The sequence below is a fragment of the Streptomyces sp. NPDC058008 genome (genome assembly GCF_042886395.1).
Classification (GTDB): Bacteria; Actinomycetota; Actinomycetes; order Streptomycetales; family Streptomycetaceae; genus Streptomyces.
Genome location: NZ_JBHVQX010000031.1, coordinates 52,454 through 76,579, shown reverse-complemented (window position 1 = coordinate 76,579; position 24,126 = coordinate 52,454). Strand labels below are relative to the sequence as shown.

The window sequence follows — 24,126 nt, the reverse complement described above, 5'->3', positions numbered from 1 at the left end:
CGCCCCGGGGCTCCGGGGCGGTTCCGGGCCTGCGGGCCCGGCCTGTGTGCCACATGCCGTGTGCTGTGGTCCGTGTGCCACGTGCCGTGTGCTGTGGTCCGTGTGCCGCGTGTGCACCGGGATGCCGCCCGTGTTCACCTCACGCAGCGACGCCCGCTGTCACCTCCGGCCGGCGCCATCGGATCCTCGCCGTCTCGAACGGGTCCGTCGAACGGGTCGCCCCGCCGACTCCGCTCCGGCCCGGCACCGCACCGGCCTCCGGAGGGCAGCGCCCGTCAGTGGTTCGTGCCGGCGGCCCAGAGGGCCGTCGTGCCGTCGAGGATCGTGATGTTTCCGTCGCTCTGGAGCTTCAGCACCGCGTTCTCGTGCCCGTCCGTCCGGCTGGCCCACACGGCCTGGCCGTTCGCGTCGTAGACGACGAGGTTGCCGTCGGGCTGGAAGTCGACGCGCGCCCCGGTGTCCTTGGTCTGACTGTCCCAGCGCGCCTGGTTCGTCTCGTCGTAGGCGACGAGGTTGCCGTCCCGCTGGAGGGCGAGCGAGACTCTCGCCGCCGCCATCTCCTCACCCGGCCGCAGACTCATCGGCGGGGTGACGATCCTCTCCATCGGCAACGTCCCGTCCGCGTCGTCCGAGACGTTGTCCGCCGAGGTGTCCGAGCCGTCCGAGGCATCGCCCGCCGAGCCGTCCGAGCTGTCGTCGGGCTCGGCGTCCTCCCCCGCCGGCGCGGAACTCGCTCCGGCCTCGGCCTTCCGCCCGTCGGCACCCTTCGCGCTCTCCCAGGGCTGGAGGACCAGCAGGGCCCCCGTCACCGCGCACACGACCGCGACCGCGCTGACGGCCATGACGGCCGGGCGACGCCACACACGGCGGCTGCCGGCTCCCCCGAGGGGCGGCGCGGAGGCGGGAGGGATGTGAGCCGGCGCCACCTCCGTCGGTGCCGGCAGGAGGGCCGGGACTGTCGGAGCCGCCGAGGGCCGGACATCGGGGGCCACGGTGAGGGCGTCGGGTGCGGTGGGTACCGGGGCCGGGCCGGGGACGCCCTCCGCCACGTCGGGGGTGGCGATCCTCCGGTAGGCCGGATCGTTCGCCAGGGAGACGGGCGACTGGCACAGTTCCACGATCTCCGCGGGTGTCGGCCGCCGGGCCGGGTCGCGATCGGTACAGGACTTGATGATCTCGGCGAGTCCGGCGTCGACCGCGTCCAGGTCGATGTCGCCGTGGACGGTGCGGTAGGAGACCACCGGGAAGGCGCCGTCACCGTACGGGGGGCGGCCGGTCGCGGCGAAGGCGAGGGCGGCGCCCAGCGCGAACACGTCTGCGGCGACACCGACTTCTTCGCCTTGCAGTGCCTCGGGAGCCGTGAAGCCGGGGCTGCCTGCGGTGTGACCGACCTGCGTCAGCGCGGTCTGCCCGGCCCCGCGGGCTATGCCGAAATCGATGAGCTGCGGGCCGACCGGCGACAGGATGATGTTCTGCGGCTTGACGTCCCGGTGCAGTACACCGTGGACGTGGATGTCCGACAGACCCTCGGCGAGTGCGGCCAGGATGCCGAGGCAGAGCCGCGCGGGCAGCGCGCCGGACGCGTGCACCGCGGAGTCCAGGGTGCGGCCGGGCACGTACTCGGTGGCGAACCAGTAGGGCGGGGATTCCAGACCGCAGTCGATCAGCGAGGCGGTGTACGCGCTGCGCACGGTGTGCAGGGTGCCTACCTCGCGCCGGAACCGCTCCAGAGCCTGGTCCTCGTACCGGAACCGGTCACTGATGACCTTGACCGCGACCGGTCGGCCGCCGGGGGTGGTACCGAGGTAGACGGTGCCCATACCGCCCTCGCCGAGACGACCGGTGAGGCGGTAGCGACCGATGCTGGCAGGATCGGAGTCAGTAAGGGGGTGCACGGCGGGGAATTCCTCCTGGGATGACCTGCCCGCCCGCACGGTCCGCACCCTCCTGGGGGCCGGTGGCCTTCCCGGGCAGGATGCGGCATGCGCTGCAACGTGCCTAGCTGAAATGCCGTGCTGACGAGGGCGGTTGCCTATCTGAATATACGTCAGATTCTATGACTGCCCTGCGGTGGCATGTGGGGTGGGCCGCCGTCAGGCCGCTCCCGGTCGTGACGTCGGCACGGCGTACCGGCCGACGGGAATCCGGCGGGCTCGCGCACGCCCGCCACGGGGCCGCCCTTGACGCAGGGGCCCGCCGGTTCGAGGTGGAGCGCGCCATCGTCGCCGGGGCCGACGGCGGGGTGCACCCTCGTCCTGCTCGCGAAGCGTGGATACGCCGTCAGACCCGGCCTGCGGCTGCCCACCCTGGGCCGAGGTGCTGCCGGCCTCGGCACGACCGGGGCGACCGGGAAAAAGACGCAGCTGGACCAGGAAGCCAGAGAAGACCGGGAAGACCGGGAAGACCGGCACCGGGATCCGTGTCCGCCGCCCGGCAGCCGGCCGCGAACGACCGGGAGAAGTCCACCTCGGGCAGGGGCGAGCAGCGCGCCGTGAAGGCGCTGCTCCGCACGCTCGGGGACGGAGGGACCCGGGGCCCGGCCCGGGGGACGCGGTCGTGACCTGGCGGCGGCGGAAGCCGCCCTGCGGCACCATCCGGATCGCCTGACCCGTCCGAGCCATGGACACCCGGGCCTGCGCCACCCGTGTGCGACACCCCGTCAACATGGAAAAGATTGCACGAAAAGACCGCCGGAACGCGTTCACGGTCCAGGCGTCGAAGCATGCAATCCAGTGGGCGAGGAAAGGAATTACTTATCAGTATCGTTCAGGGGTCTATTCGTCCGCCGCCATCCCCGGCGGGTCGCATGTCGCAGCGAATAGCACCCGCACCGTACGCCGCCCGTGCCGGGACGTGTTCCCACGTCAGCCGACTCGGCGAAGTAGCACGGAGTTGCCGGCCCCACGAGGAGTGTCCGGGGCCAGGAGCGAATCGGCCCGCAGGCCCCTCGGCAACACTCTGAGCAGGCATAACACAGGGTTTCGCACTCCTGACGCAGGCCGGCCAGCGCCCCGGAGGGGTATCCGGCCGCTCTTGTTGACGTCGGGAAACTGCCAGAAGGTTGCTCCTGTCCCTGCTGCAATAGTGCTCACACTTCTTTGTGACGCCCCACAACAGGACGGGATTCGTGTCCACAGCAACGACTGCTTCCATCGGCTCCACCGAACATCCGACCAGGTCCCCACTCGTCTCGTGGCTGGCCGTGATTTCGGTGATGCTGGGAATCTTCTCCATCGTCACCACCGAGATCCTGCCCATCGGATTGCTGACATCCATCGGGTCGAGTTTCACCATCTCCGACGGAATGGCTGGTCTGATGATGACCATGCCGGGATTCCTGGCAGCCATCTCCGCCCCCTTGGTCACGGTGGCCACGGGGCGTATCGACCGGCGCCTCATGCTGGGGGCCTTCATCCTCCTGCTGGCCCTGGCGAACTTCCTGGCGGCCGCCGCCTCCAGCTACTGGCTCGTCCTGGTCTCCCGTGTGATGGTCGGCATCACCATCGGGGGGTTCTGGTCGATCGGGGCCGGACTGGCCGGCCGGCTGGTGCCCCCGGAGTCGGTCGGGCGGGCCACCGCGGTCATCTTCTCCGCCGTCCCGCTCGGATCCGTGCTCGGGGTACCGATGGGCACGCTGATCGGCGACATCGCGGGGTGGCGGACCGCCTTCCTGGTCATGGGGGGCCTGACGCTCGCCGTCTTCGTCCTGCTGGTCCTGGTGGTCCCCCCGCTGCCCGCGGAGGAGCCGACCCGGCTGCGCGTGCTCACCGACATGCTCAAGAGCGTCAACACCCGGTTCGCGCTGCTGATCACCTTCCTGGTCGTGCTCGCCCACTTCGGCGCCTACACCTACGTCACCCCGTTCCTGGAGCAGGTGACCCACGTGGGCGCCGGCGCCATCACGGTCTTCCTGCTCATCTACGGGGCAGCGGGTATCGGCGGCAACTTCCTGGGCGGGTCCCTGGTGTCGCGTCATCCCAGGACCACGTTCATGGCGGCTGCCGCGATGATCGCCGGGGCGACTCTCCTGCTGCCCGTACTCGGCGGCAGCCGGCCGGGCGCGGTGATCCTGCTGATCCTCTGGGGCGTCGCGTACGGCGCCGTCCCGGTCTGTTCCCAGACCTGGTTCGCCAAGGCCTGTCCCGACTCCCCCGAGGCGTCGTCGGTGCTCTTCACCGCGTCGTTCCAGGCCACCATCTCGATGGGAGCCCTGGCCGGAGGGGTGGTCGTCGACCGGTCCTCCCCGTCCATGGTGATGGCCCTCGCCGGCACGGCCGCGGTCCTCACGGTGGTCGCGATCGGCGCCCACTACGCACGGAAGCTCACCTGGCCCGAGCCGGCTCACCAGTCGTAAGGCCTCAGCTCCCCACCGGGCCTCCCGCCCGGCATCCGGTCCGCCGCGGCAACCGCCGCGACGGGCCGGAACAGCGATCGGTACACGCACCCCCTGTCCCCTGGGCCACGGGCGCCCGCTCGAGCCGGCGCCCGCCGTTCTTCTGTTCATCGACCGAAGGAGTACGTCGCTTATGTGCGGCATTGCGGGCTGGATAGATTTCACGCGTGACCTCGGAGAGGAGCGCTCCGTCGTCGATGCCATGACCCGGACGATGGCGTGCCGCGGTCCGGACGACGAAGGGGTGTGGATCGACCGGCACGCCGCGATCGGCCACCGCAGGCTGTCGGTCATCGACCTGGAGGGCGGGCGTCAGCCGATGACCGCCGAGGAGGACGGACGCACACTCGCCGTTCTCACCTTCAGCGGCGAGATCTACAACTTCCGCGAGCTCAGATCCGACCTCGTGTCCCGCGGGCACCGCTTCCGCACCCGGAGCGACACCGAAGTGGTGCTGCGGGGCTACCTGGAGTGGGGCGAGGGGGTCGTCGACAAGCTCAACGGCATGTTCGCCTTCGCCGTGTGGGACGTACGGAGCCAGGAACTGCTCCTGGTGCGCGACCGAATGGGCGTCAAGCCCCTGTACTACTACCCGACGGCCGACGGGGTCCTGTTCGGTTCCGAGCCCAAGACGATCCTGGCGCACCCGGGTATCCCTCGCCGTATCAACACCGACGGCCTGCGCGAGCTCCTGGACATGGTCAAGACGCCCGAGCACGCGATCTTCACGGGGATGCACGAGGTCCGGCCCGGCCACACGGTGCGGGTCCGCCGCGAGGGGCTGGTCAAGCGCTGCTACTGGGCGCTGGAGGCCCACGAGCACACGGACACGCTGCAACAGACCATCGACACGGTGCGCGGCCTGCTCGAGGACACCGTGTGCCGGCAGCTCATCTCGGACGTGCCCCTGTGCAGTCTGCTCTCCGGCGGACTCGACTCCTCCGCGATCACCGCCCTCGCCGCCAAGGCCCTGGCCGCCGAGGGGGGCGGGCCGGTCCGCTCCTTCTCGGTCGACTTCGTGGGCGCGGAGGAGAACTTCGTCCCCGACCCCCTGCGCAGTACGCCCGACGCGCCGTTCGTGCGGGACCTCGTGCAGCACGTGGCCGCCGAGCACAAGGAGATCCTCCTCAACAGCGACGACCTGAGCGACCCCGGGGTGCGGGCGGCCGTGCTGGCCGCCACCGACCTGCCCCCCATGTGGTACGGGGACCTGTGGCCCTCGTTGTACCTCCTCTTCCAGGCGGTGCGGGAGCGTTCCACGGTCGCGCTGTCCGGCGAGTCCGCCGACGAACTCTTCGGCGGTTACAGCTGGTTCCACGACCCGGAGGTCCTCACCGCCGAGACGTTTCCCTGGCTCACCACGACCCCCGGCCCGTTCTACGACGGCACCCCGCTGTTCGACGGCGGCCTGCTGAGCACCCTCGACATCCCCGGCTACCGGCGGTCCAGCTACGGCGACGCCATCGCCGAGGTTCCCGTCCTGGCCGGGGAGACCGGCCTGGAGAAGCGGATGAGGGAGATCAGCTACCTCAACCTCACGCGCTTCCTCAACACGCTCCTGGACCGCAAGGACCGGATGAGCATGGCGGTCGGGCTGGAGGTGCGCGTCCCGTTCTGCGACCACCGTCTCGTGGAGTACGTCTTCAACGCTCCCTGGGCCATGAAGACGTTCGACGGACGTGAGAAGAGCCTCCTGCGCGCGGCGACCCGCGACGTGCTCCCCGAGTCCATAGCCAAGCGGGTGAAGGCCCCCTACCCCAGCACCCAGGACTCCGGGTACGAGAAGAAGCTCCGCGACAGGCTCGCCGAGGTCATCGGCCGGGGCGACGCGCCGATCCTGCCGCTCCTCGACCTGCAACGGACCCGGGGCCGTCTCGACGGGAGCATCAGCACGGCCAGCACCCAGATCACCCGCATCGACCTGGAAGTGCCCCTCTGGCTCAACGCCTGGCTGGAGTCGTACGACGTCTCGCTCGATCTCTAGCACCTCGCTCCCTCGTGGCCGGGCCCCGGCCGCGGCCCCCGTACCCCCGGCGGCCCTCCACATCCCCCAGAGGGCCGCCGGGCCCTTCCCCGTTCGCACCGCTTTCGCGTTAGGAACCCTCGATGGCTTCCTCGTACGGCCCGCCTCCGGCTGCCACGGGCCCGGAGCACACACCCGAAGCCGGCTGGAGCGACAAGGTGTCGGAACTGGCAGGCCGGCTGGAGGGCATCATGGCCGGCCTGCGGGCACTCGACCTCGACGGCGTTCCCCCGGCGTCGGTCTACCACGTCTCGGGCGCGGACCGCCGTGCCGACCGGGAGACGGCCGATGCTGCCCTGTGAACTGACGGTCAAGGAGGCCGGTTCCGCAGTCGGCAGGCGTGAGCTGTCGCCGGTCGAGCTCCTGGAGTCCGTACTGGCCCGTTGCGACGCGAGCGAAGGGCGCCTCAACGCCTACGCCACCGTCGACGCCGACCGCGCGCGCAAGGCGGCCGCACAGGCGGAGCGCGACATCCGCCGGGGTGACTACCGCGGCCCGCTGCACGGTCTTCCCTACGGCCTCAAGGATCTGATCGACACCGCCGGCGTGCCGACCACCGCCGGTTCACGGGTGTGGGAGGGACGTGTCCCGAGCGTGGACAGCCCGGTGGCCGCCCGGCTCGCGCGGGCGGGTGCCGTCCTCGTCGGCAAGACCCACACGCATGAATTCGCCTACGGGCTTCTCACCCCGCAGACGTTCAATCCGTGGCGGGCGGAACGCACCGCCGGTGGCTCCAGCGGGGGTTCGGCCGTAGCGGTCGCCGCCGGATCCGCGCTGTTCTGCCTGGGCACGGACACCGGTGGCTCCATACGGGTCCCGGCGGCGCTGAACGGTGTCGTCGGCCTCAAGCCCACCTACGGGCTGGTCCCCTGCGCGGGCGTGGCGCCGTTGTCGTGGTCACTGGACACGGTCGGCCCGCTGACCAGGACGGCCGAGGACGCGGGCATCGTGCTGAGGGCCCTCACCGATCCCCGGCGTCCGGCCCCGGCAGGCCTCGAACCGTCGCCGCCCGCGCCCGGTGGCGACCTGCTGGGCCTGCGCGTCGGAGTGCCTGCCGCGTTCTTCTTCGAGCACGTCGATCCGCAGGTGGAAGGGGCGGTCCGGCGGGCCATCGACGAGCTGCGCAGTCTGGGTGCCACGACCGTCCCGGTGGTCCCGCCCCTGACCGGTCACATGGAGGCCGCCCACTGGGGGCTCATGGCTCCGGAGGCGTCGTCCGTGCACGAACGCGCGTTGCGGCAGACGCCCCACCTCTACGGGTCCGATGTGCGCCTCCTGCTGGAGGCGGGAGCGCGCGTCACGGCCCTGGACTACCTCCGTGCCCAGCGCGCCCGCACCCTGATCCACGAGGCCTGGCTCCGCCTGTTCGACGAGGTCGACGTGATCGCCGCCCCGACCGTTCCGCTCACCGCGGTGCCGCGGGACCAGGAGACGGTCGGCTGGCCGGACGGCGTCACCGAGTCGGTCACCTCCGCGTACGTGAGGCTCTCCGCCCCGGGCAACCTGACGGGGTTCCCCACGCTCTCCCTGCCCGTCGCGTGGGACAGCGACGGGATGCCGATCGGCATGCAGTTGATGGCCCGCCCGTTCGACGAGCCCACCCTTCTGCACACCGGCTCCGTGTTCGAGAACTCCAGGGACGCCACGGGACGGCTCGCCCCGCTCCACGGTTCCGGGGAGAGTGCGCCGGCCGATCGGTAGAAACCGCGTACGCGTCGGGCACCCCACCCGCATACTGCCGCTACGCCCCCGCCCGCCAGGTCTCCGAGCACCGAAAGGGTTCCTGTATGAATGCCGAACCATCGCCACTGTCCGCCGCGACGGCCGACGCCTTCTACCTCGACCTGGGCGATGGCCGCTTCGCGAGCACGCCGGCCACGGCGGGGCCCTGGAGCGCCAAGACGCAGCACGGCGGTCCGCCCTCCGCGCTCATGGGCCGCGCCATGGAGAGGCACGCCCCCCGGCCCGGCATGCGCATCGCCCGCGTCACGGTGGAACTGCTGCGCCCCGTGCCCGTGGCGGACCTGCGGATCGACGTGCGCACCGTCCGCTCCGGCGGCCGTACGGAGATCCTCGAGGGCGAGATGACCTCGGGAGGCGACCTGGTGCTGGTGGCCCGCGCCTGGCGGCTGGTGGCCAGTCCGCCCGAGACCCCGTCGCTGTGCCCCGGCCCGACGGCCCCCGCGCGGCCGGGCCCGCAGCCCCCGCACACCATGGCCGGCGCCCACCTCGACGGGTACGTGTCCGCCATGGAGTGGCGCTTCGAACCCGGCAAGGGGTTCGACTCGCTCGGGCCCGGGACCGCCTGGGTGCGCCAGCGTGTCGGCCTGGTGGGCGGTGAGCAGGACACACCGCTGACCCGGGCGCTCACCGTGGCCGACAGCAGTTGGGCCGTCGCGTTCGAACTCGACCACCACGCGGGGCTCGTCATCAACACGGACATCACACTCGCCCTGCACCGTGACCCGGTGGGCGAGTGGCTGTGCCTGCGCTCGGACACCGCGGCCAGCCCCGCCGGTTCGGGCCTGGCCCTGGGGCAGCTCGACGACGCCGCCGGCGACTGCGGCCGGGTCCTGCAGACCCTGCTGGTCACCGAACGCGCGACCGGACGCTGAACGAGGGGACCGGGCCCGGCCGGCCGCGAGCCGGGGGCTCGCAGCCGCCGGGCCGGCGGGGGCCGGTCAGCCGGGCCAGTCGACGAGCAGGCTGCGGGGCCCGCGGAAGGAGACGTTGGCCGGGAAGTCGAAGTCCTGGCCGGCCACCATCCGCAGGTCCGGGGCCCGTTGCGCGAGCAGGTCGAGCGCGATCCGTGCCTCCATCCGCGCCAGCGGAGCACCGATGCAGTAGTGGATGCCCTTCCCGAAGGCGAGGTGGCGTCGGGCGTCGCCCCGGAGGATGTCGAAGCTCTCCGGCTCCTCGAAGTGCTTGGGGTCCCGGTTGGCCGCTCCCAGGAGGATCAGGACCTTGGCCTCGGCCGGGATCCGCACGCCCCCGACGTCGACCGCCCTGGTGGTGATGCGCCGCCAGGCGGGGATGCTGCTGTCGTAGCGCAGCAGTTCCTCGATCGCCTTGGTGATGAGCGAGCGGTCGGCGCATATGGCCGCCCACTGCTCCGGGTTGGACAGCAGCTGGCGTATCGCGTTGCCGGTGAAACTCGTGGTGGTCTCGTGGCCGGCGAAGCTCAGGCCGTAGGCGACGTTCGTGATGTCGGCGAGCGACAGCGCGTCCGGATCGGCCAGGTGGATCCTGATGAGGTCGCTGGTGAAGTCGTCCACCGGCTCGGCCGCACGCCGGGCGACGAAGTCCTCGCAGTACTTCCAGTAGTGCGTCATGTTGGTCGCGATCTCGCGCTGCTCGTCGGCGCTCGGACGCCCCCAGCTGAACGCGATGCGGTTGCCGCACCAGCTCTTCAGCATGTCCATGTCCTCGTCGGGGAACCCGATGAAGGTGAAGATCATGTACGCGGGAAGCGGGTAGGTCAGCGCCGCCACCAGGTCCACCTGACCGGGCTTGACGGCGTCCACCAGTTCGGTCGCCTTCGCCCAGACCTTCGGCTCCAGCGTGGCGATGCGGCGGGGCGAGAACCCCGTCATGTTGTGCTTCCGTATCCGCGTGTGACGGGGCGGGTCGCAGTCCGACATCACCGGGTAGGCGTGGAAACCCTCCTTGAGGATGCCCTGTGCCTCCTGCGACATCGGGAAGACGGGGCGCTGCCCCACGGCCGCGGAGAAGGTGCCCGGGTCCTTGAGGACCGCTTCGATGTCGTCGTACCGGGTGATCACCCACATGTCGATCGCCGAAGCGTAGAAGGCCGGGGCTTCCTCGCGCACCGCGGAGTGGATCGGGTACGGGTCGGCGACGTACTCCTCACCCAGCGGGTCGAAACTGTGATGTACCGGGCACGTTGCCGCCGTGTTGGTCGGTGTCATTGCACAACCTCCTGGACTCGGTCATTCAATTGTCCTGATTTTCGGCCCACTTGAAAACGTCATAATGGTGAAGCTCGTTATAGAATTCATTCATGACCGACAGAATAAGTCTGCGTCAGCTGCACTATTTCGTCGCCTGCGCGGAAGCCGGGACCATGACCGGGGCGGCCCGCCGGCTGTTCGTCTCCCAAGGCGCCGTTTCCGTCGCGATCGCCCAGCTGGAATCCCGGACGGGGGTCCAACTGCTCCTTCGCTCCAAGGCCAAGGGCCTCACCCTCACCGAGGCCGGACGGCTCCTCCTCCCGGAAGCGCGCTCACTGCTCGCCCGCACGGACGAACTCCAGGCAGGTATGCGGGACATCGGCCGGATACCTGCCGGACGGCTGGTGATCGGCTGCTTCACGACCATCGCGCCGTTCCTGATCCCACCGCTCCTGGAGGACTTCCAGGCCGCCCACTCACGTGTGGCGGTCGACTTCGTGGAGGGCTCCCTCACCGATCTGCAGGGTCTCCTGCGCGAGGGACGGTGCGAACTCGCCGTGCTGTACGGCGTGGACATCCAGGCCGGAGTCGACTTCGACACGCTCTACGAAACGCGACCGCACGTCCTGCTCCCACCCGGGCACCCCTTGGCGGAACAGGAGGAGATCCGGCTGGCGGACCTGGCCGGCCACGACATGATCGCGCTCGACGTGCCGCCCAGCCTGAGCTACTTCACCGACGTACTGGCCTCCGCCGGCGTCACCCCGGCCGTGCGCCACCGCACCGAGAGCTTCGAGATGGTCCGCAGTCTCGTCGCCCGGGGTGTCGGCTACTCACTGCTCATCCAGCGCCCCCGGCCCGACGTCAGCTACGAGGGGCGCGGGCTTTCGGTACGGCGCATCAAGGACGTGGTGCGCCCGCTTCCCGTCGTGCTGGCCCGCCCGGCGGGAAGCCGGCTCACCCACCGGGCGGCTGCTTTCGCGGCGTTCTGCCAGGAAAGGGCCGCGGCGTACGCGGAGGCGCCATGATTTCGGACCCGGAAATTCCCGGAAAGCAGCCCCACCCGTACACGCGGACCACCGAAGGGAATCACCCGGCGACGCCGAGGAATTCACCACGGCCTTTCCGGTACGCCCGTCAGACGGCGGACTTCCGGGGCTCCGCCTCGACGGTGGCATGGTCCGCGGGCAGCATTTCGGCACCGCGTGAACTGCCGGGAGATCCCAGGGCGTCGAAGATCTCACGGTCGGCCACACGATAGGGATGGAACGCCTCCGGGAGATCGTCTTCGTAGAAGACCGCCTCCACCGGGCAGACCGGCTCGCACGCCCCGCAGTCGACGCATTCGTCGGGCTGGATGTACAGCTTGCGGGGGCCCTCGTAGATGCAGTCGACAGGGCACTCGTCGATGCACGCCTTGTCCTTGATGTCGACGCACGGCTGCGCGATCACATAGGTCATGACTCACTCCAGATTCGATGGACCGGTTGACTGACGGGCCGGCCGTCCGTTCACGGCCGCGAGAGGGGCGGTCGCCGTCGGGCGTTCCGTCACCCGGGTCACCCCGCGCGGCGGATGACGACCCGGGCCGGACGGCCGGTCCGTCTCCCGCTGTGTTCAGCCGAGGGGCCCGGATCGCGGTGCGCCAGCCGCCCGGGCGCCGGGGCCGGAGGGCGAGGGGGGACGCAGACCGACGGAGCCGTCCCACACCTCGGCCCGCGTGCCGTCCCGGAGCGTGACGAGGTGGTGGCGGTCCGCCGTGGAACCGGACAGCCTTTCCCCGTACGCGCTCTCCAGCGGCACGCTCGTCACCAGGGCCAGGCGGACGTCGGCGCTCCGGGTGAACTCGGGACCGTCGGTGCCGACGACCAGAAGACCGCCGATCAGCGCCAGTTCGACCGGGAAGGCGCCGTCCAGCCGGACGCGGACGTGGCTGGGGGTGTCCAGGGCCGACTCGTAGCGGGCGACCGTCGCCGCGAAGTCCGCGGCGCTCACCGCCCGGCGGACCAGCAGGTCCGGTGTCGTGTCGCCGGCCACGGAGTACGGCGCGGGACGGGGGTGCTCACCGGGCAGCGGCCGGTGCTCGACCAGCTCGGCGATCGTCCCGTCGCCGAGGCGCACCCGGGCGCGGCTGCCGGGAAGGATGTTCTCGGCGGGTTCGAGGACCGTCGCCCCGGCGTCGAGCAGACGGTCCAGCTGCTCCTTCAGGGAGGGCACGATGACGGAGTGCGCGGTTCGCCGTTGGATGTCGGTGAACGGCCGGATGCTGGCGATGAGCAGGATGTTCCCCACCGCGGCGAGTTCGAGGCCGCCGAAGTCGGGGATGGGCATGCGCAGATCGGCGGCCGTCCCGGTCAGCCCCTCGTAGAAGCGGATCCGCTCGTCGAGAACCGACAGCGGGATGAGGGAGCGGGTCAGCAGGCGGGAGCGGGAGAGCCCGGAGGAGTCCGGAGTCGCTCTGAACCACCTGTCGGGCACGGGCGCGGCCGTGGGTGCTGCCGGCATAGGTCATGACCTTCCTTCTTCGGTCGGGCTGGGTGAAGGTGCGAGCGGCTGGTGCGAGCGGGACCGCGGCGGCGGGAGCCTTCGGCCGGGCCCGTGCCGGGGCGGGCCCCCCGTGGTCCCGGGGGTCGAGGGGCGCTTCTAGTCGTCATCCGCACCCGGCGTCGGTCCGGCGCCCCACCACCGGTCCACGCCCAGGCCCCAGGCGGACAGTTCCGCGGCCACCAGCCGGCCCAGGGACGGGCCGTCACCGAAGTGGTCCGGCATCCCGGTGACGGTCACCGCCATCCTCTCGCCGGTGCGGACCAGGCAGAGCGATGCGCGGATCCGTGCCCGGCCCGCCAGCACACCGGGCACGTTCATGGTGCGTACGGCGACGGCGTCCGCCGGCCGTCCCGCGAAACGGGCCACGGCGTCGGGCGTCCGGCCGAAGTTGGAGGCGACGGCGTCGGTCTGCTGCGCCCCGGGTCTCAGCAGCCGGTGAGCCCGGCGGGCGGGAAGCAGATGCCACAGGGCCTCCGGAACAAGGGTGCTGCCGCGGTCTCCCTCGGTGCTCAGCAACCGCCTGGTCGCGTCCCTGGTCGGCCGCAGGTCGGCGTGCCGGGCGGGTCCGCCGGGGACCGTCAGCGGCAGGACGACCAGGGCGTTGGCCCGCCCGTCGTCGTCCGCCTCCCGCAGGGTCCTCGGCAGCCCTATCTCGATCGGCGCGGGGGAACCCCGGCGGACGGCGGTGCGGACCAGGTTGGCCGCGATCTCGATGAACAGGCCGTTCACCGTCCCCCCGTGGGCGCGGGCCCGCTCCTCCCAGGCGCCCGCGTCCGTTTCGAGGATCGAGGACGTGAAGAAGCGCGGCTCGTCGGCGGCCGGTGGTCCCGTCGGCGGCCGGCGCAGCGCCGCGGCGAGGCTCTTCCGCTCGGCAGGGCTGCCCACGAGGCGGGGCAGTCCCAGAACGGTCCCGGTCCCGGCCCGTACCGCCTGCCGCAGGACGTCGGCCACGTCGGCCAACGGCCCGGGGGCGCTCCGGCCGGGGTGGTCCGCCAGGTGCCCGGAAGCGATGGCGGCGAAGATGCCGAGCCCGTCGCAGCGGAAGTGCGGCACGGTCAACGAGACGACGCTCCCGGGGCCGTACGGTGCGGCGGCCAGCCTCCACAGCGCGTCCGACCCGGGTGGCAGGGGCACCCGGACCTGCCGGTCGGCCCACTCCATCAGCGTGGCGCCCGTCACCGGCTCCCCGGCGACGTCCAGCCGCTCCGCGTTGTGCGCCGGGACCCAGGTACGCCGTGCTCCGGGGACGCGTGACGAGGCGGCCACGCGGCTCAGGCGGCCGTGGTCCAGACGTTCCCACTCCGCTTCCAGCGCGGGGACGGGCACCGGACGGTCGTAGGACCACAGGACCTGCACGATGCGGCTGGAGCCGAGGGTGCCGGCCGCGCCGTGCAGCATCTCGTCGGTGGGGTTGAGGCGTACGACGCCGGGCATCAGGCCATCACCTTCCGCAGCATGCCGGCGGCGCGCTCGCCCACGGCGGGCGCCAGTTTGAAGCCGCCGCCGTTCCATCCGGTCGCGGTGACCAGACCGTCGGCCCCGGGCCAGACGTCCACCGAGGCGGCGCCGCCGGGCGACATCGCGTCATGGGCCGTCACACCGCCCACGGCCGGGGCTCCGGCCAGTTGCGGAAGGCGCGGGAGCAGAACGCGGCGGACCCGTTCCACCTCGTGGTCCGGAACACCGTGGACCACGGTCGCGGGGACGTCCACGAGGGGTGAGTGGACGCCCGCGAGGACGACCGACGCGGTGTTCCACGGGCGCAGCCAGGCGCCGGTGGCGCGGTCGACGACGGCGGGCAGCGCGGGGGCGGGGCCGTCCAGCCGGAAGAGGCAGTAGCCCACCGCCCGGGTGCGCAGGGGCAGGGTGATGCCCACGCCGGCGGCCAGGGGGGTGCTTCCGGTACCGGCGGCGAGCAGGACGGCTCGTGCCTCGACCGTCCCGGTGTCCGTCCGCACCCCGACGACACGGGTACCGGACGTGAGCAGGCGTGTGGCCCGGGCCTGTACGACGCGCAGCAGCGGTCCGGCGTCGCGGACCATGGCCGCGGCGACCTCGCGGACGGGCAGCCAGCCGGCCTCCGGCTCGTGGACGGCAAACTCGCCGGGCGCCGTGCGCAGTCCGGGGAAACGGGCGGTGATCGCGTCGGCGGTGAGGAGTTCCGCCTCGTGTCCCGCTGCCCGCAGCGACGCCACCCGGGACGAGGCCCCGGCACGGTCGCCGGGCGCCAGGAAGGTCAGGCCGCCCCCGCCCCGTACGGCGGGCCAGAGACCCCGCCACCCCCGCTTCCGGTAGACGGTCAGCCCGGCGGCGGCGAAGCCCTGGTCGTCGTCGGACGGGGCGAAGGCGCGGACGAGACCGCCGGAGGCGCCCGTGGCGCCTCCGGCGATGCCCAGCTCGTCGACCACGACCACGGTGAGTCCGGCGGCGGTCAGCCGCTCGGCCGTGGCCAGCCCGATGATGCCGCCGCCGACCACGGCGATGTCCGCGGTGGTGACGGGGTGGCTCATGTGGGCGTCCCGTGGGCCACGAGTTCCTCGTGGTCGCGCGCCTCGTCGCGCTGGAGCGAGTCGGCGATGTCGGTGGCCCGGACGGAGAGCATGGCCAGGGCGCCGGCGTCACCCATGCCGTGGCTCGCCTCGCAGAGCCCGTTCAGATAGACGCGGAGCGGGCGCGGGCTGTCCGCCTGGGACTTGAGCTCGATCGAGTAGTCCCGGGCGACGACGGGCACGCCGTCCGCGTCGAGGGGCAGCCGGTGCGCGATGCCTTCCAGAAGCGGGTGGTACGGCTCGTCGCCCTGTTCACTGCCGAAGTCCCGGAAGCCGGTGGCCAGAACGACCACGTCGGCGTCGAGGGTCTCCTCGGTGAGGTGGTTGACGTCGCGCAGCACCAGGCGCTGGCCCTGGCCCTCGGGCCGGCTGACGACGACTTCGGAGAACGGTTTCATCAGCAGCCGGTCGGATCCGGTCAGCTCGTACTCCCGCTGCACGCCGGCCAGTCGGTCGATGACGTCCTGGTCGCAGGCCGCGTAGTTGATGGAGCGCAGTTCGCTGCGCAGCCTGCGCTTCTTCGCACTGGACAGGGGGTGGAAGTAGTCCACGAACTCGGGAAGGAAGACCCGGCGGCTGTACGGGCTGGTGTCCTTGAGGCGGAAACCGATGCTGCGGTGGACGGAGACGACCTGGCGCACCTGGGGGCGCGCCAGGAGGTCGAGGATGATCTCGATGGCACTCTGGCTCGCGCCGACCACGGCGACGCGCAGGGGCCGGTCCCCCAGCCGCGCGAGGGACGAGAGGTATCGCGTGGAGTGGAAGACGCGCGGTCCGAGACTCCGGTGGAAGGCCGGCGGGACGCGGGGGGAGCGGCCGGTGCCCACGGACACCGTCCGGCCGAAGTACTCGCCGCCGCCGTCGGTCTCCACCCGGAACACCTCGGCGCCGTCGTCCCCCTGGACGAGGGAGAGGCCGACGGCGGAGCGGCCGTAGTCCACCTGCTGCTGGAAGGCTCCGGCCACCCAGGTGAGGTAGTCGGCGTACTCACGGCGCAGGGGGAACTTCGCGTTCAGGTGCAGATAGTCCGTCAGCGCACCCCGGGCGGCGAGGTACTTGACGAAGGTGTGCGGGCTGGCCGGGTTGCGTGGCATGGCCAGGTCCCGGAAGGGATTGTTCTGGATGTCCGCCCCTGACAGCAGTTGCTCGCGCTGCCACTGGAACGCGGTGGATCGTTCGATGAAATGGGCGCTCCCGGCGCGGCCGCGCTCTTCGAGCGCGACCGCCAGGGAGAGGTTGGCGGGACCGAACCCCACCCCCAGTACCGGATGGATCGTTTGGCTTGTCACGGTTCACGCATCCTCGACTCGTCGTGCATGCAGGAACGTCGTACGGAATCGGTGATCGTGCCGGTCAGGTGCTCAGCAGCGCCGTCTCGGTGATGGTGTTGGTGTCGTCCACGTGGACGACCCGGGACTTGTGGTCGGCGACCTCGTCCGGGGTCAGCTGGGCGTAGCTGATGATGATGACCTTGTCGCCGGTCTCGACCAGGCGGGCCGCCGCTCCGTTGACGACCACCTCGTTGGCGGCGGGTCGGCCGAGGATCGTGTAGGTCTCGAACCGGGCGCCGTTGTTGATGTTGACGACGTGGACGAGCTCGTGGATCCCGATGCCGGCCGCGTCGAGGAGTTCGGGGGAGACGGTGATGGAGCCGACGTAGTTGAGGTTGCTGTCGGTGACGGTGGCGCGGTGGATCTTCGCGTTCATGAAGGTGCGCAGCATGGTGGGACTCCTGTCGGTGAGGGAAGCGGTGGGGCGGGTGGTGTGGACCGGGGGCGGGGGCCGTTCAGCGGGCCGCCGCCGCGGCCGGCGGCCTGGGGGCGGTGCCGGCGGTGGGGGCGGGAGGTACGGTCAGGCCGCGGAAGGCTCCCACCGGCAGGGTGGCGAGGCCGGAGAGCAGGGGCGGCTTGCCGACGGTGGACTCGGCCGAGAACGCGGTGGAGATGTGTTCGCTCAGGTCGGGGGTGACGGGCCAGCCCAGGGTGCGCAGCGTCCAGAGGAAGTGCAGCGCTCCCGCCACGTCGCTGTCGTCGTCGGGCTGGATCTGGTGGCAGCGCAGCGCCAGCACCTCCAGGTGCAGGGCCACCGCCTCGGCCGCCTTGCGGACGCTGAAGGTCTCCAGCCGGTAGGCGTCCTCGAACCGTCCGCGCGAGGCCTTGACGGCGGCGGCCCACCACGGCGAGGGGGCCGCGTCGACGGTCCGGCCCGCCAGGGGGGCGAGGGCGGCGGCGATGGCCCGCAGGGGGGTGTCGTAACGTGCCTCGATCGTGGCGGCGGCGATGGGCTCGCTGAACTCGGCCTGCTGGAGTTCCGGGCTCGTGAGGCCGAGTACGAACCGGGCACGGTCGCGTCCCACGGTTTCGAGGTAGTCCTTCGCCCACCGCACGTCGCCCTTGCTGGTGGAGAACTTGCGCCCCTCCAGCATGTAGTACTGGTTGGTGAGGGTGCGGGTCTTCGGCAGCGAGATCGACATGCCGTGGCGGGCGGCGAGCAGCGCGAGTGTCACGTAGACGAACGCGTTGTAGAAGCCGTTGTCGATGCCGATGAACTGGACGAGTTCGTCGCATGCGGCGAAGGGGTCCATGCGCGCCTGCTGGAGCCAGTACACGTGGCCGACGTAGATCTCCGGCCAGGCGTTGATGGCCTGCGGCTGGACGTTGGGGCCCTCCCAGTCCACCGTGATGCCCCAGGCCGTCGGGTAGGTGAGGGGGATGGAGGGGAGGCGGCCGGCGAGGGTGTCGTCGACGACCTTGGCCAGGTCGGGCCGCAGCTGCACGTCCGTCGTCCGGTACCAGTTCGTGATCATCGACCGGTAGCGCTCGAGGTCCAGGACCCAGACGGAGACGGCCTTGACCGGCAGGGCGGAGGCGGTGTCCGCGACCGGGAGCAGGGCCCCGGGCAGGTTGTAGAGGCCGCAGGCCTCGCACACCCCCGCACGCGCGTGGGCCAGGCAGGTGGGGCAGCGGCCGGTGACGAACGCCTCGGCCTTGTACTCGCCGGTCTCCGCGTCGTACGGCAGCTCGATCTCGCGCAGGTCGAACGCGCCGTGTTCCCACAGCAGGGTGAAGAAGCCGCGTACGAACTCCGTGTACTCGGCGTCGGGCCTCTCGAAGAGGTCGACGTCGACGCCGGCGAGTTCGAGGGAGGCGGTGACGCTGTCCATCGCGTGCTGGATGAGGGCCTCGGGGATGGTGCCGAGCCGTTCGGCGGTGGTGACGACGTAGGTCTGGTTGTCGTCGGTGCTCGTCGCGAAAGCCACGTCGTGTCCCAGGATCTTCTGGGAGCGGGCGCAGATGTCGCTGTTCAACACGGGGCCGGCCAGATGGCCCAGGTGCAGGTCGCCGTTGGGCGTGGGGGGCGAGAACGTGACGTTGACGCGCCGCCGCGGGGGCAGGGCGTCGTCGGGACCGGTCATCACGCGTCCTGCTTGTCGCCGGCGGGCTGGAGCCAGTAGATGGAGACGAACGACAGCGGTTCGGAGCCGCTGGTGTTCGTGACGATGTGGTCGGTGTCGTGCGGGATGTAGACGACGTCCCCCGGCGTGATCGTCCGCTCCTCCGTGCCGACCCGCAGGTGTCCCTCGCCGCTGATGAAGATGAACGTCTCGTCGGTGGCGTGGCCGTGCGGGGTGCTGGACTCCGTCGGGCGGATCGAGCACAGGGTGCTGTTCCAGGGCGGCGTGACGACGCCGTTCCAGGGGTAGAGCTCACGGATGTCGCAGCCGTTCTTGCGGATCCGTGCGTCAGCGGCATCGGTCTTGACGTGCATGAGTGGTTGCCTTCCTGGTCGGCACCGGCGGCCCGGGGCGGGCACCGGTGTGGGGACGGACGGGCTACTTCAGCGCGAACAGGGTCTGGATGGTCGCGGGGTCGAACGATTCGGCGGGGACTCCGAAGGCCCCTCTGAACGTGGCGAGGCGGGAGCCGGCCAGGACCGGGTCGTTGGGCCAGGCCTTGGCGTAGGCCTTGCGGCGGGCGGCGCCCTCGGGTCCGAACGTCATGTTCATCGTGGTCCGCACCGAGCCGGAGATGCGCAGCCGGCGCATCCGCTCCTCGCGCTCCTCCCGGTACGGCGCGAGGGTGTCGCAGGACCAGTCGGGGCGCTCGCGCAGGGCGTCCCGCACCATGCGGGCGTCCCTCAGCGCGATGGACAGGCCCTGTCCCACGACCGGGTCGGTCCATCCGGCCGCGTCGCCGATCAGTACGCCGCCGGGGACCACGGGTGAGTCGGTCCACGCGTCGTTCATCGGGTAGAAGGCGCACGACTCGGACGGGGTCGCCGAGCCGAACATCCCGCTGTCGGGGATGCAGCGGAACTGGAAGGCCTCCAGGAAGTCGGCCTGGCGCGTGGGTCCGGTGAAGCGGCCCTTCTGGGCGACGTCGTGGAGCAGGTAGAGCCGCGCCTTCGCGCCTTCGCGGGGGAAGACGAAGTAGAGGAGGTCCCCCTCGGTGCCGATCGAGGTGACGTTGACGGGCCAGTCGGGCAGGTCCTCGACGAGCATGCCGCCGCCGAGCGAGTTGGGCGGTGTCTGGGTCAGGGAGACGCCGAGCTGACGCCGCACGGTCGAGGTGCGGCCGTCCGCCCCCACGATCAGCCGGCACGGGACGTCGTACTCGACGTCGTTGTACTCGTAGCGCACGACGGGATCCGCGCCGCCGGTCACGGTGACGTCCCCGATCCCGCGTACGACGGTGGCCCCCGCTTCGGCCGCGGCGGTCGCGAGCGCCTCGCAGGCCTCGGGGTGGCCCACGTCGATCACTCCGCGGATCCCGGGAATCATCTCGTCCAGCGGGAGGGCGTTGGCCCGGGCGACCTCGGGGTCGACGATCTCGTCGTACCCGATGAAGCGGTCGACGTAGCTGCCGCCGGCCTTCAGGAGGCATTCCTCCAGCCCGAGCCGGAGGAGTTCCACGACGCCCCAGCAGTTGATCACCTCGCCGCGGACCTTGTCCCGGTAGACGGTCTGCCGCTCCAGGAGCAGCACCTCGTAGCCGTCTCCCGCCAGTGCCGCGGCGAGGGCGGAGCCGGCTATTCCGCCTCCGACCACCACCACGTCCATACGTTCGCCTGTCGCCATGGAACCCTCCCGAAGAGACTTTTCGAGGCGTGACTGCGCGGGCTGTCCCGAGAACGGGCAGCCGAAGATCCGAGCTGGTGGGGCTGATGGGCCGTCACGGGTGCGTGGCGGCGCATGACGCGAGGCCGCTCGGGGCGGTCTCTCCTGCGGTACGGGCACGTGCGGACGCGGGACCGGACGGAGGGAAGGTCCGTGGTCCCGCTACGGGAGGACGGCGGTCAGCCCGGCCGAGAAGTACCGCGCGGCCGCTTCCCGGTGCCCCGAGCGCCGCCGGCGGAAGGTGGGTCCGCGGCGGGGACTGCGGGAGTGCGGCGGCGGGCCGTGTCCGGTGAGGGCTTGCTCGTTGGATCCGTCGCCACCACGCTCACTCCTCGTAGGTGTGTCGTTCGCGGTAACACCATCCCGGGGAGACGGTTGGAGCGGCAATGCCGACTTGACTAAATCGTCCATGAGTTTCGCACTGTCATACGAGTCATCCGGACATGTGCGCGATCAGAGGCTGGTGGCGGGACGGCGGCTGATGCCGTACTGGATCATGTCCCAGAGCTGTCTGAGTTCGTCGACCGCGCCCGGCTCACGGTCCGCGGCCAGCGGGTCCTCGTGTTCGGCCCGCGCCCGGCACTCCACGCCCACCGTGAGGTACGCCGACAGCGACACCAGCGACGCGGGGCGCACCCCCGCGTTCAACTGGCCCTCCAGATAGGCGTCCTCGAACAGATCCTGGGCGGAGATGAGCCAGGAGGCGGTCCACGCCAGGGCCGGCTCCGGGCGCTCCCGGCTCAGCCGGGCCGCGGAGCGGACGGTGGACTCCGCCTCCAGCAACCGGGCGAGTTCGAGCATGAGGTCGACGGCGCGGTGCAGTGCGGGGGCCGGGCGGGCCGGCATCCTCCCCAGCGCCGCCCTGGTGATGATCTGCCCCTGCGTCTGCACGGCGTCCGCCAACTCGGCCTTGGTCGAGAAGTGGAAGGTCAGGGCGCCGATGGTGATTCCGGCCGCACGGCAGACGCGGTTGAGTGACGTTCCGTCGTAGCCATGGCGGTCGAACTCCTCCGCGGCGGCGTCCAGCAAGGCCTGCCGGGTGCGTACAGCTCGTTCCTGCCTCACCATGCGTATCTCCGCTTGCGCTTGTCGGCCATGGGCGAGAGATCGCCGCCTTCCGTCGCCGGCCCGACGCGCGGACGCGCGCCACCGCGCTCCTCGGGCCAGGGCCGCGCCCGGCCGGCGCGGTCTGGTGGTGCACAGCCGCGAAGCCGTCCCGGAGGGGCCGCACCGGCAGGGTCCGTCGCGCGGACGCGACTGCGGGCCGATCCGGGTGTCCGGTCGTCGTGACGGACAGTGTGCGGCCGCAGGTCAGCCACATCAAGGGAGGCCATTCGGGTTGGCTGGTTCACGTGTACAGCGGGAGCGGGAGGTGGAGCGCGCGAGCCGCGCTATGGGGTTGGCTGGTTCGATGCACGAAAATAATAGCGAACTCTATTATTTTCTTGTCGTCCCGAACCGCCAGGAGGCAATCACCCATGGCCAGTGCCGTACACAATCCGGACCACGTCCTCGCCGCCGGACGCAGGGTCACCCAGTTCGCCGATCAGGTCTTCACGCACTTGCCCAGAGCGGACCAACGGCGCTGGGCCGCCGCCTACTTACTCGGCCTGCTCGCCGTCTCGGGCAGAAAATCCGTACGCAGCCTCGCGGCGGCGGTCACCGACTCGCCCACCGCGTCCCAGTCGATGCACCGGTTCGTCAACGCCAGCCCGTGGGAGTGGCAGCCGGCCCGGGCCGAGCTGACCCGCTGGGTCGAACAGCGACTCAGACCCACGGCCTGGACCGTGGGAACCGCTGTGGTGCCCAAGCGCGGGAACCAGTCGTGCGGTGTGCACCGCCGCTTCGACCACGCGGCGGGGCGGATCATCAACTGCCAGGTCGGCACGGGGCTGTTCCTCGCGTCCGGCCGCCAGCAGATCCCGGTCGACTGGCGCCTGCACCTCCCCGGCGCGTGGCTCGACGCACCGCTGCGCGAGCGCGCCCGCATCCCCGAGTCCGTGCAACCCGTCCCCGACTGGGTGCACATCCTCGATCTGGCCGACACCCTGGCCTCCTCCCTCGCCACCCCGCTCCCCCTGGTGACGGACCTCCGTGGCGTCGAGCAGCCGGATCGGCTGCTGCACGGCCTGCGGCAGCGCGGCCACGACTTCGTCGTGGCCGTCCCCGACACACTCCCCCTGGTGCTTCCCCTGGCGAAGGAGCACACGGGCGGGAGCGATGCCGCACCCCTGATGAGCGCGCGCCGTTTCCTCGACAGCCACGGCGAGGTCCTGCGCACGGTCCTGGCCTCGCCGCACGGCAGCGCCGCGGGGACGAAGAGGGTGGTGACCACCGTGGCCAGCCTGCCGCGCGGGCTGCGCGCGCCGCGCTTCTGCCGGCTGTTCGCCGAGTACCGGGCCGACGGCCGGGGAACCCCGTCGGTCTGGATGACCAGCCTGGTGCACCGGCCCCTGGCGGAGCTGCTGGAGCTGGCCGGAGCGCATGCCTGGACGCCCGGCGCGCTGCGCCGCATAGAGGGCGGCTTCGGGCTCCAGGATTTCGAGGGCAGGTCCTACCCGGGCTGGCACCGCAACGTGACACTGGTCTCCGCTGCCTGCGCGTACAGCCGGCTGGCCGAAGCGGATCCCACGCCGCCGCCCCCTTTCGGGACCGGCCTCGCCCGGCCGCCCCACAGCAGGCATCCGGGCCCGCGGTCCGCCCTGACCCCGCCCGCGCGTGCGGGAGCCCTGCCCGCGCTGAGCTGACGACGGTGAGGGGGGCGCCTCGGAGCCCCCCCTCACCCCTTCGCTCACGCGCCTCCGCCGGCGCTCACGCCGCGCTCCAGCCCCCGTCGACGGGAACGGCCCCGCCGGTGACGAACGAGGCGCGGTCGCTGCACAGCCACACGGCGGCCTGGGCCACCTCGCAGGGGTCGGCCAGCCGCTTCTGTATGGCCCTCCGCGTCATCTCGGCCTCGACCTGGGGGGCGTTCGCGATGTACGGCTCCAGCAGGTCGGTGCGGGTGCTGCCGGCCATGAGCGCGTTCACCCGTACACCCCGGTCGCCGTACTCGGCGGCGGCCGCGCGGGTGAGTCCGAGGACCGCGTGCTTGGCGGCCACGTAGGGCGCACTCGCGCCGGTCGCGGAGTACCCGGCGACGCTGGACATGTTGACGACGGCGCCGCCGCTCGCCTGACCGAGCATGACGGGAATCTGCTGGCGCATGCAGTTCCAGACCCCCCGGACGTTCACGTCCATCGCCGCGTCGTAGGCACTGTCGTCCAGTTCGTGGAGCACGGGGCCGACCGATCCCCAGCCGGCGTTGTTGAACGCGGCGTCGAGTCCGCCGAACTCCTCCACGGCCCGCGTGACAGCCCGCACCACGTCGGCGGGTCTTCGCACGTCGCCGGGGACCGCCACCGCGCGGCCCCCTCTCGCGCCGATCTCCTCGACCAGCGCCTCCAGCCGCTCCTTGCGACGGGCCATCAGGACGACGGAGGCACCCTCCTCGGCGAAGAGCCGGGCGGCCGCGGCCCCTATGCCCCCCGAGGCGCCCGTGATCATGACTGTCCTGCCCTGTAACATCCCAGAAACGTTGACCATGG

The 24,126-nt window shown here is 71.4% G+C and carries 20 protein-coding genes; 7 read left to right on the top strand and 13 right to left on the bottom strand.

The window, feature by feature from the left end; all coding sequences use genetic code 11:
* Window positions 1-275: 275 nt before the first annotated feature.
* Complete coding sequence (locus tag ACFVS9_RS27045; RefSeq protein ID WP_389936254.1) at window positions 276-1,895, bottom strand: protein kinase; 1,620 nt, start codon at window positions 1,893-1,895, stop codon at window positions 276-278.
* Between the two features lie 1,232 nt (window positions 1,896-3,127).
* Between ACFVS9_RS27045 and ACFVS9_RS27040 the strand changes: the two genes are divergently transcribed.
* The 5 genes from ACFVS9_RS27040 (at window position 3,128) to ACFVS9_RS27020 (ending at window position 9,031) form a co-directional block, all read left to right on the top strand.
* Entirely contained in the window at window positions 3,128-4,354 is a 1,227-nt protein-coding gene (locus tag ACFVS9_RS27040) for an MFS transporter (protein WP_383114651.1), read from the top strand.
* Between the two features lie 172 nt (window positions 4,355-4,526).
* Window positions 4,527-6,377, top strand: coding sequence for an asparagine synthase (glutamine-hydrolyzing) (asnB, locus tag ACFVS9_RS27035; protein ID WP_389936251.1), 1,851 nt, complete (start codon window positions 4,527-4,529; stop codon window positions 6,375-6,377).
* A gap of 122 nt (window positions 6,378-6,499) precedes the next feature.
* A complete protein-coding gene (locus ACFVS9_RS27030) occupies window positions 6,500-6,718 on the top strand; it encodes a hypothetical protein (protein WP_383114653.1) in 219 nt (72 codons plus the stop codon).
* A complete protein-coding gene (locus ACFVS9_RS27025; RefSeq protein ID WP_389936248.1) occupies window positions 6,705-8,117 on the top strand; it encodes an amidase in 1,413 nt (470 codons plus the stop codon). Before ACFVS9_RS27030 ends, ACFVS9_RS27025 begins: the two co-directional genes overlap by 14 nt.
* Before the next feature lie 86 nt (window positions 8,118-8,203).
* On the top strand, window positions 8,204-9,031 hold the full coding sequence (locus tag ACFVS9_RS27020; protein ID WP_389936245.1) for a thioesterase family protein: 828 nt from the start codon (window positions 8,204-8,206) through the stop codon (window positions 9,029-9,031).
* Window positions 9,032-9,097: 66 nt separating this feature from the next.
* Here ACFVS9_RS27020 and ACFVS9_RS27015 read toward each other — a convergent pair whose 3' ends face one another.
* Complete coding sequence (locus ACFVS9_RS27015) at window positions 9,098-10,345, bottom strand: cytochrome P450 (protein ID WP_389936244.1); 1,248 nt, start codon at window positions 10,343-10,345, stop codon at window positions 9,098-9,100.
* A 92-nt stretch (window positions 10,346-10,437) separates the two neighbouring features.
* On the opposite strand from ACFVS9_RS27015, the gene ACFVS9_RS27010 reads away from it, so the two are divergent.
* Entirely contained in the window at window positions 10,438-11,355 is a 918-nt protein-coding gene (locus ACFVS9_RS27010) for a LysR substrate-binding domain-containing protein (RefSeq protein WP_389936241.1), read from the top strand.
* Window positions 11,356-11,464: 109 nt separating this feature from the next.
* Here ACFVS9_RS27010 and fdxA read toward each other — a convergent pair whose 3' ends face one another.
* From fdxA to ACFVS9_RS26960, 10 genes are all read right to left on the bottom strand, one after another.
* Window positions 11,465-11,788, bottom strand: a complete 324-nt coding sequence (gene fdxA, locus ACFVS9_RS27005) for a ferredoxin (RefSeq protein ID WP_383114658.1) — start codon at window positions 11,786-11,788, stop codon at window positions 11,465-11,467.
* 156 nt (window positions 11,789-11,944) lie between these two features.
* A complete protein-coding gene (locus ACFVS9_RS27000; protein ID WP_389936237.1) occupies window positions 11,945-12,832 on the bottom strand; it encodes a lactoylglutathione lyase in 888 nt (295 codons plus the stop codon).
* A gap of 138 nt (window positions 12,833-12,970) precedes the next feature.
* Entirely contained in the window at window positions 12,971-14,308 is a 1,338-nt protein-coding gene (locus ACFVS9_RS26995) for a hypothetical protein (protein WP_383114660.1), read from the bottom strand.
* Window positions 14,308-15,384 carry an NAD(P)/FAD-dependent oxidoreductase gene (locus ACFVS9_RS26990; protein ID WP_389936234.1) on the bottom strand — a complete coding sequence of 359 codons (1,077 nt, stop codon included), beginning with the start codon at window positions 15,382-15,384 and terminating at the stop codon, window positions 14,308-14,310. Before ACFVS9_RS26990 ends, ACFVS9_RS26995 begins: the two co-directional genes overlap by 1 nt.
* Window positions 15,381-16,712, bottom strand: a complete 1,332-nt coding sequence (locus ACFVS9_RS26985; protein ID WP_383114662.1) for a SidA/IucD/PvdA family monooxygenase — start codon at window positions 16,710-16,712, stop codon at window positions 15,381-15,383. The genes ACFVS9_RS26990 and ACFVS9_RS26985 overlap by 4 nt, the downstream gene beginning before the upstream one ends.
* 64 nt (window positions 16,713-16,776) lie before the next feature.
* On the bottom strand, window positions 16,777-17,145 hold the full coding sequence (gene panD, locus ACFVS9_RS26980) for an aspartate 1-decarboxylase (RefSeq protein ID WP_383114663.1): 369 nt from the start codon (window positions 17,143-17,145) through the stop codon (window positions 16,777-16,779).
* 64 nt (window positions 17,146-17,209) lie between these two features.
* Entirely contained in the window at window positions 17,210-18,838 is a 1,629-nt protein-coding gene (locus ACFVS9_RS26975) for a class I tRNA ligase family protein (RefSeq protein WP_383114664.1), read from the bottom strand.
* Complete coding sequence (locus ACFVS9_RS26970; RefSeq protein ID WP_383114665.1) at window positions 18,838-19,191, bottom strand: cupin domain-containing protein; 354 nt, start codon at window positions 19,189-19,191, stop codon at window positions 18,838-18,840. The genes ACFVS9_RS26975 and ACFVS9_RS26970 overlap by 1 nt, the downstream gene beginning before the upstream one ends.
* Window positions 19,192-19,255: 64 nt before the next feature.
* Window positions 19,256-20,500 (bottom strand): NAD(P)/FAD-dependent oxidoreductase, encoded by a 1,245-nt coding sequence (locus ACFVS9_RS26965; protein WP_383114666.1) that lies wholly within the window; start codon window positions 20,498-20,500, stop codon window positions 19,256-19,258.
* Between the two features lie 492 nt (window positions 20,501-20,992).
* Window positions 20,993-21,607, bottom strand: a complete 615-nt coding sequence (locus ACFVS9_RS26960) for a TetR family transcriptional regulator (RefSeq protein WP_383114667.1) — start codon at window positions 21,605-21,607, stop codon at window positions 20,993-20,995.
* Window positions 21,608-22,017: 410 nt separating this feature from the next.
* On the opposite strand from ACFVS9_RS26960, the gene ACFVS9_RS26955 reads away from it, so the two are divergent.
* Complete coding sequence (locus ACFVS9_RS26955; RefSeq protein ID WP_389936228.1) at window positions 22,018-23,286, top strand: IS701 family transposase; 1,269 nt, start codon at window positions 22,018-22,020, stop codon at window positions 23,284-23,286.
* A gap of 64 nt (window positions 23,287-23,350) precedes the next feature.
* On the opposite strand, the gene ACFVS9_RS26950 is transcribed toward ACFVS9_RS26955, so the two are convergent.
* Window positions 23,351-24,124, bottom strand: a complete 774-nt coding sequence (locus ACFVS9_RS26950; protein WP_383114669.1) for an SDR family NAD(P)-dependent oxidoreductase — start codon at window positions 24,122-24,124, stop codon at window positions 23,351-23,353.
* Window positions 24,125-24,126 lie beyond the last annotated feature (2 nt).